At 50.5% G+C, this 14,496-nt stretch carries 14 protein-coding genes; 3 read left to right on the top strand and 11 right to left on the bottom strand.

Annotation, left to right across the window (positions count from 1 at the left end; translation table 11 throughout):
- Positions 1 to 116 precede the first annotated feature (116 nt).
- The 5 genes from BMX45_RS20485 to nirB form a co-directional block, all read right to left on the bottom strand.
- A complete protein-coding gene (locus BMX45_RS20485) occupies positions 117 to 1,766 on the bottom strand; it encodes an FAD-binding dehydrogenase (protein ID WP_090911339.1) in 1,650 nt (549 codons plus the stop codon).
- Positions 1,767 to 2,015: 249 nt separating this feature from the next.
- Positions 2,016 to 2,819, bottom strand: a complete 804-nt coding sequence (gene cobA / locus BMX45_RS20495) for a uroporphyrinogen-III C-methyltransferase (RefSeq protein ID WP_254778161.1) — start codon at positions 2,817 to 2,819, stop codon at positions 2,016 to 2,018.
- An 8-nt stretch (positions 2,820 to 2,827) separates the two neighbouring features.
- Positions 2,828 to 3,295, bottom strand: a complete 468-nt coding sequence (locus tag BMX45_RS20500) for a formate/nitrite transporter family protein (protein WP_090911343.1) — start codon at positions 3,293 to 3,295, stop codon at positions 2,828 to 2,830.
- Between the two features lie 83 nt (positions 3,296 to 3,378).
- Complete coding sequence (gene nirD, locus BMX45_RS20505; RefSeq protein WP_090911345.1) at positions 3,379 to 3,699, bottom strand: nitrite reductase small subunit NirD; 321 nt, start codon at positions 3,697 to 3,699, stop codon at positions 3,379 to 3,381.
- A gap of 13 nt (positions 3,700 to 3,712) precedes the next feature.
- Positions 3,713 to 6,145, bottom strand: a complete 2,433-nt coding sequence (gene nirB, locus BMX45_RS20510) for a nitrite reductase large subunit NirB (RefSeq protein ID WP_090911347.1) — start codon at positions 6,143 to 6,145, stop codon at positions 3,713 to 3,715.
- Between the two features lie 352 nt (positions 6,146 to 6,497).
- Here nirB and BMX45_RS20515 point away from each other — a divergent pair, with 352 nt between their 5' ends.
- Both BMX45_RS20515 and BMX45_RS20520 read left to right on the top strand, forming a co-directional pair.
- Positions 6,498 to 7,121, top strand: coding sequence for an ANTAR domain-containing response regulator (locus BMX45_RS20515; protein WP_090911349.1), 624 nt, complete (start codon positions 6,498 to 6,500; stop codon positions 7,119 to 7,121).
- Entirely contained in the window at positions 7,118 to 8,176 is a 1,059-nt protein-coding gene (locus BMX45_RS20520; protein ID WP_090911351.1) for an anthranilate phosphoribosyltransferase, read from the top strand. Before BMX45_RS20515 ends, BMX45_RS20520 begins: the two co-directional genes overlap by 4 nt.
- A gap of 288 nt (positions 8,177 to 8,464) precedes the next feature.
- Here the strand turns inward: BMX45_RS20520 and BMX45_RS20530 are convergent, their stop codons facing one another.
- From BMX45_RS20530 to BMX45_RS20550, 5 genes are all read right to left on the bottom strand, one after another.
- Entirely contained in the window at positions 8,465 to 9,247 is a 783-nt protein-coding gene (locus BMX45_RS20530; RefSeq protein WP_090911356.1) for a hypothetical protein, read from the bottom strand.
- A 116-nt stretch (positions 9,248 to 9,363) separates the two neighbouring features.
- Entirely contained in the window at positions 9,364 to 10,329 is a 966-nt protein-coding gene (locus BMX45_RS20535) for a hypothetical protein (RefSeq protein ID WP_254778162.1), read from the bottom strand.
- Positions 10,290 to 10,850: an RNA polymerase sigma factor gene (locus BMX45_RS20540; protein ID WP_254778163.1), complete on the bottom strand. Its 561-nt coding sequence runs from the start codon at positions 10,848 to 10,850 to the stop codon at positions 10,290 to 10,292. The genes BMX45_RS20535 and BMX45_RS20540 overlap by 40 nt, the downstream gene beginning before the upstream one ends.
- A gap of 193 nt (positions 10,851 to 11,043) precedes the next feature.
- The gene (locus BMX45_RS20545; RefSeq protein ID WP_090911361.1) at positions 11,044 to 11,580 is read right to left on the bottom strand and encodes a GNAT family N-acetyltransferase; all 537 of its coding nucleotides are present in this window, start codon (positions 11,578 to 11,580) and stop codon (positions 11,044 to 11,046) included.
- Between the two features lie 15 nt (positions 11,581 to 11,595).
- Positions 11,596 to 12,579, bottom strand: a complete 984-nt coding sequence (locus BMX45_RS20550) for a phosphotransferase (protein ID WP_090911363.1) — start codon at positions 12,577 to 12,579, stop codon at positions 11,596 to 11,598.
- A 290-nt stretch (positions 12,580 to 12,869) separates the two neighbouring features.
- Between BMX45_RS20550 and BMX45_RS20555 the strand changes: the two genes are divergently transcribed.
- Positions 12,870 to 13,382: a DUF3231 family protein gene (locus BMX45_RS20555; protein ID WP_090911365.1), complete on the top strand. Its 513-nt coding sequence runs from the start codon at positions 12,870 to 12,872 to the stop codon at positions 13,380 to 13,382.
- A 98-nt stretch (positions 13,383 to 13,480) separates the two neighbouring features.
- On the opposite strand, the gene BMX45_RS20560 is transcribed toward BMX45_RS20555, so the two are convergent.
- Positions 13,481 to 14,458 carry a DMT family transporter gene (locus tag BMX45_RS20560; protein WP_254778164.1) on the bottom strand — a complete coding sequence of 326 codons (978 nt, stop codon included), beginning with the start codon at positions 14,456 to 14,458 and terminating at the stop codon, positions 13,481 to 13,483.
- Positions 14,459 to 14,496 lie beyond the last annotated feature (38 nt).

The raw sequence follows: 14,496 nt of genomic DNA on the forward strand, positions 1-14,496 counted from the left end.
AAACGGCCTCCTATCGACTTCGATAGGAGGCTGTTTCATTATTATGACTGGGGGGAGGATGACAACGATAAGGGGCCTTTTGCACAATTTTCCAAGGATGGACGACCTCCTGAACCTTACAGTTGTGCGATGCTCCGCCCCGCCTGCCTTCCCGTAAACAGGCAGCCGCCCAAAAACGTTCCCTCCAATGCACGGTAACCATGAACGCCCCCACCACCAAAGCCGGCCGCTTCTCCAACCGCGTAGAGCCCGGGAACCGGTTCGCCGGATGCACTCAGCACCCTCCCCGATAGATCCGTTTGAAGCCCGCCCAGTGTTTTCCGGCTAAGAATATGCAGGCGCACCGCAATCAATGGACCATGGGCCGGATCAAGAAATTTATGCGGCTTGGCTACGCGCACCAAGCGATCGCCTATATAATTCCTTGCTCCCCGGAGCGCCGTGATCTGCAGATCCTTAGTAAAAGCCTGGTCCATCTCGCGGTCTCTGGCGGCAAGCTGGCGCTTCAAATCGTCCAGCTTGACCAGATCGCTGCCTGCAAGCTTATTCATGCCGTCCACAAGCTCGTGCAGTGAATCGGCGACAACAAAATCCTCCCCGTGATCCAGAAATGCCTGCACAGGGCCAGGAATGCCCGAGCTTGCCCTTCCCAGCACTTTACGGATGCTCTTTCCGGTCAAATCCGGGTTTTGTTCCGAGCCGGACAGGGCAAATTCCTTCTCAATGACCTTTCTGGTCAGAAGAAACCAGGAATAGTCAAAGCCCGTATCCTGAATGGCTTTCAGGGTTCCCAGCGTATCGAAACCCGGGAAATTCGGAGCAGGAAGACGTTGCCCCTTGGCATCAAGCCATATTGACGATGGACCCGGCAGTATCCGGATGCCGTGCTTGGACCATACCGGGTCCCAGTTCTTAATCCCTTCCGTGTAATGCCACATCCGGTCTCGATTGACGACCCGCCCGCCGGCTTGCTCCGTTATTCCCAGCATCCGTCCATCCACATGCGCGGGAACGCCGGAGAGCATCGCTCGTGGAGGCTTGCCTAGCCGGGACGGCCAATGCTGCCTGATCAGCTCGTGGTTGGCGCCGATGCCTCCGCTGGAGACAACCACAGCCTCCGCATAATATTCATAGTCGCCAATGACCTCGCGGGAGCTTTCTTCGCCCCGGCCGGCCGAGCTCGGTGCAAGGACCGAGCCCCTTACTCCGATGACGGCATTCTCGCGCGTAATCAGCTCATCGACTTGGTGACGCGGACGATATTCAACTGCGCCGGAACGGATGGCGTCTCTGACCCTGGACTCAAATGGCTGTACGACACCTGGCCCTGTCCCCCACACAATATGAAAACGCGGAACGGAATTGCCGTGGCCCTCGGCGAGATATCCGCCGCGTTCCGCCCAGCCGACGACTGGGAAGAACCGAATTCCTAACGAATGCAGCCATGCCCGCTTCTCGCCGGCGGCAAAGTCGACATAGGCCTCGGCCCATTTCCGCCCCCACAGATCCTCGTCCTCCTCCCGATCGAAACCAGCGGCTCCAAGCCAATCCTGCCATGCCAGTTCACGGGAGTCCCGGATCCCCAATCTTCTCTGCTCGGGCGAATCGACAAGGAATAAACCGCCAAAAGACCACCATGCCTGCCCGCCAATAGAGCTTTCCGGTTCCTGGTCAAGCAGCAGCACCCGCTTGCCGGCATCGGCCATTTCGGCGGTAGCCACAAGACCCGATAAACCGGCTCCTATCACGATGACGTCATATTTCATGCATTTCCCCCGTTCTTTCCCTTTACTAAAACAAATAATTTCGACTTCACTCCAGCTTGATCGTTACAGATGGTGTAAACATGATATTCTTCGAGGTGTAAGCGTTTTCCTCTCTCAGCGGCAAAGAATCGGATATTCTCGAATGCCGGGTCCGTATTATTGTATGCCTTCCCATCCCCGCTAACATGTTCCACAGCAAAATAAAGTGAACCCCCAATCAAGAAGGGTTCACTCCATGGTTAAAAGTATCTAGCGTAATTGCAGGCTGCGCATACATCTCCTCATGTCTGCACAAGGGTTAACCTGTCTTCTCCTGCGCTCCGCCGCCAGTTTCAGGAGCTGCTCTCTGACCCGCACCACTTCTCCAATGATCAGCAGGGCCGGATTTTTCACGTTCATCCGATGAGAAATCCTGTAGATGGTTCCGAGCGTACCCGTGAAGATTCTCTCTTCCGCCCTGGTTCCCTGCTCGACGATGGCGGCGGGAGTCCACGGCGGCTTGCCATGAGCGATCATTTCTTTACAGATGCCGTCCATTCTGCTGACACCCATGTACACCACAAGCGTATCCACGCTGTGCGCCAGCAAGTCCCACCTCACGCTCTGCTCCTTACCATGGCAGCTCGTTCCGCTGACAAAAGCGACCGAGGTACTGGCTCCGCGGTGAGTCAGAGGAATTCCTGCGGACGAGGAAGCGCCCACAGCCGAGGTAACGCCTGGCACGAATTCGAAGGGAATGCCGCGTGCAGCCAATTCGCAAGCTTCTTCTCCCCCTCGACCGAAGATCAGCGGATCGCCTCCCTTGAGTCTGACGACATGATGACCGTCAAGGGCAAAGGCCACCAAGTTCTCGTTGATCCTCTCCTGTGTAAGAGAATGGCGTCCGGGTGCCTTGCCGCAGTATACAAGCACAGCATCCTTCTTCGCGTAATTCAACAGCTCCTCGTTCACCAGTCGATCGTACATGATGACGTCCGCTTCCTGGATACGCCGGAGGGCTTTCAGCGTAATCAGCTCCGGGTCTCCCGGTCCTGCGCCGACGATATGCACCATGCCCGGCCTCATCGTCTTTTCTCGACGGAAACGGCCGTCGCCTCCATAACCCCGCGGCCAGAATAACCGGTCGCCATCCGCGTAACCCCGCGTCTCTTACCGAATCCATATTGGGCAATGTACAGCATCGCCCCGGTACATACCGATCCGCCGATAAAGTTACCTATAAGCACGGGGATTTGATTCCAGAGCCACACCTTCTTCTGCAGGACGGCTAACGGCAAGAGTGCAAAGCTTCCGGTGACCAGTTCTAAACCCAGCACTACAATGATGACGAAGCCAACCGGAAATAGGAGCGCGCCCGCCATCGGGGTATTCGTTTGGGTCGAAGCTGTAAATGCTAGCGTGGTGGCGCATGCCAGGATAGAGCCGGACAGTATGCCGCGAATAAGCATCTGCGAAGTCTTCTGCCGCGCCTTCGCGGCCCCAGCCTCAACCATGTCATGCATCACCTGATCCGGTTTCACGTAATCCATGTCGGTCTACTCCTTCTAATGAGATCAATCCTTAACATTTATGACAGCCTCAGACATGACAGCGGAAAATGGCTGAAAACGCGTTATGCTGTAAGATCCAGCAAGTAAATCGCGCCGCTTGCCGGATCCACTTCGATCTGGTAAGTGTTTACATGACCCGTGTCCGGCTCTTGAACCTGCCCGCTGCACAGATCGATTTTCCAATCATGCAGCGGACAGTGTACTTGCTTCCCGCAGACCATCCCTTCTGAAAGCTTGCCTCCTTTATGCGGGCACTTGTTTTCGACGGCCAGAATATTCCCGTCCGACAAGCGGAACAGCGCAATTTCCGTTCCCCCGATTTCAATGGTTCTTGATCCCTTAGGATCGATTTCGTTCACATACCCTACATGCAGTTTCGCCATATTGGTTCTCCCCCTATTTCGTCACAGCTTCGGCGTCAGGCAATGGCACGAAATTTTTACGAAGCTCGCTGTCTGACGTAATCTCCTTCCACGGATCCTTTTGTTTGCTTAAAGCCAGCTTTATTCTGGAAACAAGAGCGGCGCGGTCCTCTTTCTTCTCCAATGCTTGTTTCACATGGTCCAGGCCCACCCGCTCGATCCAAACCGACGTCCGTTCATTCCATTGAGCGTTCTCGCGGTAATATTGGATAAAGGCTCCGGCCCATTCGACCACCTCGTCTTCGGTTTTAACGACGCATAACAATTCCGTGGCCCGGACATGAACGCCTCCATTGCCGCCGACGTGCAGTTCCCAGCCGCCATCAATTGCCACAACGCCAAAATCCTTAATGGTGGCTTCCGCGCAGTTTCGAGGACATCCGGAAACCGCCAGTTTCACTTTGGCCGGGGTGCTCAGCCGCTCAAATTCTTTCTCCAAACGCACGCCCATACCTATGGAATCCTGCGTGCCGAATCGGCAAAACGTGGACCCTACGCAAGTTTTAACCGTACGGAGGGCTTTACCGTAAGCATACCCGGAAGGCATATCCAGCTCCTCCCACATCCTCGGCAAATCCTCCTTCTTGACGCCGAGCAGGTCGATCCGCTGTCCGCCCGTAATCTTGACCATCGGCACATCGAATTTTTCCGCAATCTCGGCGATTTTCTTTAGCTCCGAAGGCGACGTCACCCCACCGTATATCCGGGGCACCACGGAATACTTGCCATCCTTCTGAATGTTGGCATGGTACCGCTCGTTCGTGAAACGGGATTCCTTCTCGTCTACGTAGGATTCCGGAAACAGCATGCCGAGATAGTAGTTCAGCGATGGACGACACTTGGAGCACCCCTCCGGATTGTCCCATCCCAGCACGTTCATCACTTCTTTCACGGTACCCAGTCCAAGACGGGTGATCTCGGCGATAATTTCATCTCTTCCAAGGGAAGTACACCCGCATATCCCTTCTTTTACCGGCTCCCCGGCAGCATCCCCGGCGTATAATTGAACGAGTCCCTCGACCAGAGGTTTGCAGCCGCCGCAGGATCCCGAAGCTTTGGTACAAGCTTTAACGGATGCGACGGTGTTGCAATTCTTCGTAAGAATGGCATCTTTGATCGCTTCTTTCGATACGCCGTTACAGCCGCAAATGATCTCATCATCCGCCAGCTGAGCCAGCCGCTGCTCCGTGGATACAACGCCTGCGTTAGACGCGAAGCCTAACAGAAGCTCCTTCTCTCTGCCTTTGATGGATTCCCCGCTCTTCATGAGCGAAAACAGCTTGGGTCCATCCCCCGTATCGCCGAACATAACAGCCCCGATGAGCCGGTCTTCGCGGACGACGATTTTTTTGTAAACCCCTTCGACCTCGTCTTGATATCGCATGGATCTGGTTCCTTCCGGGTCTGCAAAATGACCTGCGGAGAATACATCCACGCCGGACACCTTTAATTTCGTTGACGTGACGGAACCGGCATATCCGCTCGTCTCCACACCTGCCAGATGCTTGGCGAGTACCGCTCCTTGTTCGTACAGCGGGGCTACAAGCCCATAAGCGATGCCCCGATGTTCCGCGCATTCGCCCACCGCATAGACGCCGGGGACGTTCGTCTCCATATAGTCGTTAACGACGATTCCGCGGTTAACCTCAATCCCGGAGGACTGTGCCAGAGAAACGTTTGGCTTGATCCCGACGGCCATCACAATCAGATCGGTCTCGACGCTGCTGCCGTCCGTAAAATGGAGCGCCCTCACCCGCTTCCGACCCGAGATCGATTCCGAATGTTTATTCAGCAAAAACGTCATTCCTTGGGTTTCGAGTTCACGTTGCAGCATTTTGGCTGCCGTCTCGTCCAATTGCCGTTCCATTAAATAGGGATTCAGGTGAACCACGGATACATCCATGCCCAGATGCAGAAGACCTCGAGCAGCCTCCAGACCCAAGAGACCTCCGCCGATGACCACCGCTTTCTTATATTGCTGCGACGTCTTCACCATCGTTTCGCAATCCTGGATGTCCCTAAAGGCGATCACGCCTTCCTTGTCGGCACCCGGCAAAGGCAGCATAAACGGATTGGAGCCGGTCGCAATAATCAAAGCATCATAGGGAGCGACAGCTCCTTGCTCGGAGAATACTTTGCGATGCTGAGTATCGATCCGGTTCACCGTATGGCCTGGATGCAATTGGATCCGGTTCTCCTTGTACCAATCCCAGTCATTAATAATGATTTCCTTCAAATCGGTTCCGCCTGCGAGGACGGATGACAGCATGATCCGATTGTAGTTTGGATGAGGCTCCGCTCCGAATATCGTAATCTCATACGCATCGGGCGCAAGCTTGATTAGATGCTCGATAGCCCGTACTCCTGCCATGCCATTCCCGATCATCACTAGCTTCTTTTTTGTCATGGTTCGCTCTCCCTCCGTCTAACACCTTCGATATACTCATCCATCAACAAATCTTAAAAAAAACAAAATAGCCTGCATTCGATCCAGCAGAGTAGGCACACTCTGACCGGGAACGAAAACAGGCTTCTTTGCCGCTAATGGGATACACCGTTGTATCCGGGAAGTATAAAGTTCTTGAGGGAAATATACACTACGCATTTGAGTTCTGTCAACATATTTGACACGAAAACTAGGAATTTAATTAATTATCGACATCCACTTGTGATTTATGTTATATAAATTAACATAGTTTCTGTTTTGTGCTAAAGCTTAATCTCTGACAGGATTTCATTTATGAAGGGAGCGTCAATCCATGCGTTCATTGCTGGTTATCCACCATCCGGTCCCTGCTTCAGAGCGAAGTGACACAGCTGCCAAGGCGCTTCTTCCGGAATTTATCCTTCGTTCATACGGCTATAAGATCCACCTTGCTCGCAATGAGAAGCAAGCGTTGGCCGGAATCATGGAGGCTGACGGAACGGTTCTCCATCTTCCGGTCGCCTCGATCAAGCCATGGTGCAGCACCCTTGAACAACAAAAGCACGTGCCGGTTCTGTGGTGGTGCAGCGATCATGCCGCTTCGCAATCTCTCGAAGCATGTGAAGATGATGTTACAATTGATGGACTTTTATTCCCCTCCATGAAGGAGCACGAGCTGCATTGGACGCTTCATTTTAGTTCAAAGCATTTTTACGAACGTCAACAGTGGCATGACGAAAAAACGCAGCTCCTAGCCCGCATTGAAGAACGAAAATGGATTGATATGGCCAAAGGCATTCTATGCGAAATGAAACAAATTTCGGAATCCGAAGCCTACGATGTCCTGCGCAAACAGGCGATGAATGAAAGAAAAAGAATGGTGGACGTCGCCACCTCGATCGTAAAGCTGTATCAATTGCTCCAAGAGACCGGTTCAGGAGGTGCCAAAAAATCATGATTCATTTATTGAAAGAAGTCGGACGCGGCAAACGCGGAGCTCGGGACCTGACTTACGAGGAAGCCCTTCAGGCTGCCGCATCGATTCTGGGTGCACAGGCTACTCCTGCGCAGATCGGCGCCTTTTTCATCGCTGAACGCATCAAGATGGAAAGCGTGGAAGAATTGGAAGCATTCGTGAAGGTCAGTCGTGAATATGCGGACCGTTCGTTTCTTCATGAGGGTATCGACTGCGCAGGTCCTTATGACGGCAGAAAGTCTTCTTTTTTCTCGACGTTAGCTACTGCTTTTGTGCTCGCGGCTGCCGATCTTCCTGTTACGCTGCACGGGACTGCATCCCTCCCTCCAAAGTGGGGGATCACCTTGTCGGATATACTCGCGGCGAAAGGAATAACTGGACCGGCACTGGCAAAAGACTCTTGCATCCGGGTGGCTAAACGGACGGGCGTATTATATGTAGATGCGGAAGAATGGTGCCCTCCGCTAAAGCAGCTTCGCCCGATTCGTGAGGAACTGGGGATGCGGACCGTGCTCAACACGGCGGAAAAGTTTGTCGATTATTCCCACTCCCCTTATTTAACCTTCGGCGTATACCATAATACGGTCTTTGACCGGTTAAGCCGATTGATCATGAAACTCGATTATCGTAAAGCGATCATTATTCAAGGCAGTGAAGGCTCCGATGAACTATTCATTCACCGGCCCACGCGGACATACCGGATCGAAAACGGTAAGGCCTGCCTGCAGATCATCGATCCCGAGACGTACGGGCTAGATGTACCGGTTCCGGATATCGGTTGGACTCCTTCCGAACAAGCTGACGCTACGGAAAAGGTTCTGCTAGGCAAAGGGGATCTCGCTTTTATCTACCAGGTGCTGCTGAATGGTGCGGTACGTTTACAGTTGGCGGACAAGGTCAGGTCCGTCGAAGAAGGGATATATACCTGCAAAGCATTGCTGGACTCAGGGAAACCGTGGGAGTTATATAGCCAATGGTTGTCCTTGCTTATAGAATCCGATGCGATCTCGTCAACGGGAAGCCATGCCTCGCAATGAACGGAAGAAACCCGCACCGTGCAAACGGTGCGGGTTTTTTTCATTACCTATTAAACTCCAATTCCGAATCCGAAAGCAGACAAGATGATGACCATGACCAAGAGAATAAAGAGAACCAGCACCGCTCCAACCGATTCGTATCCTCCGCCATTGTATCCAGCAACTTCACTCAGGGTTCTAGCCTCCTTTATTTTCGGAACACAATATCCTATGCTTGTTATATGAAAGAGCTCAGACGTTAGAGCAAAAAATATAAACATGGGTTATTGCATCGAAAAGGCAGAGCTTCTACTTTTGAGCAAGCATATTTTGGGCATAGCGAAGAATATCAGACTTGACGTCTTCCGCCCAGATGCTGTAACGAATCTGTTGCTCCTCATCCACCCAATCCAGGTGATCCCTTCCCTTCGAGTCGGCGGTGTAGACACATTCGACACCGTTAATGACGATGGTTTCCTTGGATTCGTTCGGTTTCTCCTGCGGTACGGGCGTTCCGCCTATCGGCTGTTCGGGAACGATATCACTCGCTACGACTTGAAGCTTTACTTTGCCTTTTTCATAGTTCAGAATCGCGGCGGATGCTTCATTCACCTTCATGATCTCGGAATACACGAACTTCTCGCCGTTAGCAGCCTTCCCCTTCAATTCCTTGTCCAGCTTCTTGTATAAGCTCGACGTTCTTTCAGGACTCTTTAAGTATACAACCGCGTTCTTGAAAGTGTACCCTTTCGGCAAGGCTGCAGGCTTGGTCAGAGACGGTGCACTCATTGCCTTCGACTTCGCCAAATAATCCGTATACTTAGTGAAAGCAAAGCCTTTGGATGTAAAGTAGATTTGATCTGTTCGGTTAAATTCCTGATCGGCAGCATAGTAGGCAATCATCTGGCCTGGCTTAAGTCTGTTGACCAAGTCCGTGATTTGATCGTCATATGAAACGACTCCCTTCTCAGGTTTGGCAGACATCGTCTTTGAAATCGAAATGCCTTCGGTACTGGCTGCGTATGCGTTGACGGATCCGACCATCATCGTGGCTGCGAGAAATAATGCGACTTTCATCTTGTTTTTAATCATGTTCCATTCGTGCTCCTTTCGGCGGCAAAGCCCTTTGAGTTGGTTTTAATAACATCTTATATAACACCTTGCCGTCATCAAAAAGGGACATTTTGTAAAAAAAAGCGGCTCACCGTTTATTCCGAAACAAGACCAGCTGCGATCTTCGCAAACTCATCCTTGGACAACGGATCCTTTGGGTCATCCTTAATGATATACAGCACCTCTTCATTGTCACTTAGCCAAGTCAAGCTGCGCGAAGGGCTGGATGGACTGGCTGACAGAATCATTTCTTTCCCTTTCACCTTTATTTTTATGGCTTGGTTTGTGGGCACCCCGGCCTTGGAGCCCTTCTCTCGGGCAAAAGCTACCATCTTGATCCGATATTCGCCTTTACGATATTCCATTCCTGTAGATGCAATCTTGAACCAAGGAACAATCTTATAGAACAGTCCCTGTTCTACATCCGACTTCTCTGCCTGCTCTTTGAGTTCATTCAGAAGCGTTTCATACTCCGGTGTGCCCCATACGGGATTGTTCCTAATTTGAATCTGTCCATAATCAAAACGATACCCTTTCGGTACAAATTCAGGCTCTTGAAGCACGGGAGCGCCTTTATCCTCGATTTCTTTTGCGAGTTCCTGATAATTTGAATGCTTAGTCAACATATAAAAATAATTCAGAGGTTGTTCTTTGACGAGTGGCGTCATGTGCAGGTCCTTGATATAAAATACCGCCTGTTCTCCCGGCTTTAACCTCTTTCTCAGCTCTTCTTCCGTCTCTTTCACACGTTTGGCGTTATATTCCGATTCGGAATATTTCCATGGCTTTATGGTAGACAGAATGACTTCGCCTTCCTTGTTCTTGATCTGTATCAAATAATGACTGGCGTAAACACTAAGCGACGAAAGAATCAAAATCGCAGTAAGCATTGCGATCATTAAGGTTTTCTTCCAATTGCCGTCATTTCTTCCGTGTTTCTTCCGGTGAATTTGTCGCACCTTTTGCATGATGGCGGGAGTCACGTCTACTTCTTCATCCACAGAGTGCAATTCCATGCTTCTCAGAATTCGATCTTGCTCCGGCTGTCCCGAATCTCGCATAACCCCGTCCCCTCCTTCTCCTGAATCAGTTGGATGACTTTCTGTTTCATCCGAGCATATTTTTTCTTCACCGCGCTTAGATTCTTATCCAGAATCTGCGCAATCTCCGTAAATGGTCTATCTTCAAAAACCCGCAACACAAGCAGATTTCGCTCCTCTGCCGAGAGCTTGGTCATGGCATATTCCAACGGTTCGCTAAACCACTTGCGCTCCAGCGTCTCTTCCACGCTATCAGCATAACCCGTAGGTTTGATCAGTCGGCTTACTCGCATGCGAACTCGTCGCTTACGAAGAATATTGAGACAATGATGATATGCAATCTTGTATAACCATGATGAGAACGAAACCTTGGCTTCATAGGTATTAAGCTTGGTAAACGCTTTGATAAAGATTTCCTGGACGGCATCCTGCGCATCCTGCTTGCAGCCGAGCATTCGGCAGCAATATAGGTAAATCTGTTTTTTGTACGTTTCGACGATAGGCTCGAAACAATCCACCTCACCGGCCTTAACACGTCTCACGTACTCCTCGATCGAATCCAATTCGAAGACGCACCTCCATGTAAATCTTATTTACGTCTGTATAACCCCTCATCTTCCAAAAAAGGGACACCCGAACCATAAATAAAAAAACAACTCATACCTCAAGTATGAATTGTTTTTTCGCCATGTCGATCACTTCTTTTGTTTAGAAGACATATAGGTATGTCAGACTTTACACCCGCGATGTAACAAACTGAAAGATCAGCATCTCTTTGTCGTCCCTCGCTGCAACAAATTCCTGCATGGGAGAGGGCGAAACATAGTTGTGCATCGTCTTTCTCCAGAATGCCTGCGCCCGTTTATTGCGATCGGTGGCATTCGTCTGGACTTCCCAGCTGCCGGCATGCTTGCCGAACACTTGCGATGCAGCATTCTCAGCAACATGTTTGCCTCGGAAGGGTTTCATAACAAAAAACTCATTCATGTAAAATTCACTGCCAAACGTGTATGGCGGGGTTGCTACCAAGGCAAAGCCTGCCGGGATACCATCCACTCGAATCAGATAGGGAAACAAAACCGAGGGCTTCTCCCACCATATATCAAAAACTTGATTCTGGTCATATAAGGTTCTAGTATCGTCATCTTCAAAGACGCCGTATCGATTGGGCTTCCACCCCCATATCTCCGATAAATCATGCAAATATAGCGGATATAGATTGTTAATCATAAATTTGGTTGAAGCATCGGTTAACTCCACGGTAACTTTCATATATTTACCTCCATCCTAGACATATTCCAAACGCTTGAAATACTGCATTTTGCTATCTATAAAACCTTCATCAAAGTCGGCAATGCCCACAAATTCCGAATCGCGAAAGCATAGACCAAAGAGCCAAAGCTGCCGAGTGGCAACAAATACAGGGACTGCAGCTAGATCATTTTCGCCGAGAGATCTGGCGCTACAATACCCTCTCAGAAAGGCGTCCCATAATCTTTCGACTTCCTCGGGGTCATGTCTGCTATGTATTTCTCTGGCCAGCCTAAACTCCGCAATATCGTAAGCTCTCCAGCCGTAACCGCATAAATCAAAATCATAATGGGTCAGCTTTCCGTCCTCTGTCCACGCAGCATTCGTATTGCCGTGCAAATCTCCGTGGCACACGCCCCAATCTAAACCTTGAACCTTAAACTCCGAGATTCGTTTCTTAAGTTCCGTTGCCATTTCACTAAGGTAGTTAACATCCGTCAACCGATGCTCCATATAGGATCTGATGATGGATAAAGGCCGATCTATAAGAAACTCCATATCCAGCCGTTCCCTTGCAGACCGACTTTCAAATTGATCCGCCGCCTTATGCATATGGCCGATGGATTCACCGAACCGGTAACTGTCCGCTGCGGCGTGAATCGGCATCTCGTGTCCTTCCGCATATTGATATAGAACCCCGTACCGGGTTCCCTCCATGACGTTAAATCCGCTAAGGTACGCGCCGTCTTTTCCCGGAATGGGCTCTGACACGCTGATCCCGTTTGCACTGAGAAACCGCAGCAATTCCAATTCAAACTCGATGTCAGGCCTGTTTCTTCGATCAGCCCTATAGATACGGAAGATATACTTATCAACCTCGGTTTCTACAGCATACGTATCGTTCATACCCCGCAAGAAATACTGAATTTTCACAACGGAACCGATCTCATAATGGTGTTGGATATGTAACCCTACCGCTTGTTTAGACAGAAGCGAGTAAGTGACAGGAAATAAACGCATCCAAATCCCTCCTTGCACTCAAGGGTATCATCCTCAACAAACTCATATATATAGGCCGTATGATTATAATTATTTTTTATACAAACCGCCGGATCTTGCAGCACTTTCGCAACTGCGAGATCTGGTTTTTCCGGAACGATGAGGTTGATCTGGCCCTCTTTATCCTTGCGTCAGCATCCGATACAATGATTTCCTGCAAATTTCCGAGAATTTCGTTCTGATTAGAATGAAACAATACCCTCCTGTACATAATGACTCTGTTTGGATAAATATTAAAGGAGCGAATATGGATGGGTATATTAAGCGGAAACCCTAAAGATGAGCCCATGCATTACGGGGAGATTTTTAGCGTATGGGAATCCTCCATGCTGGCAAAGGGAATGGTGTCCTGCTACGAGGCATATTTGAATCATGCGGGAGATAAAGACCTTAAAAAAATTCTAAATGATCTGCTGGAACAGGCTAAACTCGAGATTAAAGAATGCGATGAGCTGCTTACCGACAACGGAATCCCGCCCGCACCGGGGCTTCCCGAAAGACCCCCTGTCAAACTTGAGGATATTCCGGCCGGCGCCAGATTCACGGATCCGGAAATCGCGGCCAAAATCGCAGCGGACACCTCGCTCGGACTGGTAGCATGCAGCCAAATCATGGGACAATCGATCCGGGAGGATATCGGTGCGTTATTCGCTAAATATCATCTCGCCAAGACGGCTCAGGGTGTACGGATTCTTCAAATGAATAAGGAAAAAGGATGGCTCATTCCGCCGCCGCTTCAAATCAAGAGACCCGAAGAAAAATAGCATTTAAGCATCATAGCATCCCAGTCTCTTGAAATGCTGAGCCTTGCCGATTCCTCAAGCCAAAGAAGCAGCGATCAACGCTGCTTCTTTTTGTTAACCTATTCCCTCACTCCAGCTAGGCTTCCATGTTCCGACTGAAGCTGTTTGGTCGACGGAGGGCTTATGGCCTGCTGCCTGCCAATGAGGAACATACCGAGAACGACCAGGATGCCTCCGCCCCACTGCTCCCATCCAGCGGGTTCTTTTAGTACCATGACAGATAACAATAGAGAAGTGAAAGGCATCATGCCGGAAAAAGCGGCAGCTGTTGAAACATGGCAGCGCTTGATGCCGGCATACCACATGATGAACGCCGCGGCCGTCACGATCGGACCATACCATATCAGTGCCAGCCATTCTCGTAACCCGATGGCGGCCAGAGAATGGACAGGATCCTCGAAACCTGCGGGAATCAAGCATAATAGGAAGGCGATCGCCGAGACGAGCGTTGTTTGGACTACAGGATGGATGGTATGGTTTGGAGAAGCCGTTTGCTTCACCGAACCGATACGAGATAGCAGGTTAAAGCCGGATTCGCTTAGAGCCGCGCAGATCACCAGCAGATTCCCGTATATGTGCTGCACCTTGAAAGAAAGGCCGGGCGTGAGCATGCCTTGTAATACGAGGATGCCTCCTACCGTGCTGAGAAAGCCTGCCAGCTTGCTGCCGCTAACCGATTCTTTCAGGATCGTGAATGCCAACATCACGGTAAAAGCGGGCGTAGTCCCCGTGAGTATTCCGGCTTCTGCCGTGCTGGTATGAAGAAGGCCATGCAATAGAAACATCCGGAACAGAAACATACCCAAGAGCGCCTGAAAAAACAGATACCCCCATACACCCCATGACAGCCTTCCAACCGTTCTCCTCAAATCCTTCATGCAAAGAGGAAGCATGCATAACAAAGCCAGCAATAAGCTGGCCGCCGTTATCGTAAACGCACCTAACTTTCCGTTCAACAGCCATGCCGTGATGACAGAGGTTCCTGCCAGCGTGAAGGCCCCCATTAAATAAAGCATCCCTTTCCATCGTTCCAACATGATCACACCCCCTTAAAATCTCCAATCGATAACCGCTA

It is taken from the genome of Paenibacillus sp. cl141a, assembly GCF_900109305.1.
Taxonomy (GTDB): domain Bacteria; phylum Bacillota; class Bacilli; order Paenibacillales; family Paenibacillaceae; genus Paenibacillus_AQ; species Paenibacillus_AQ lautus_A.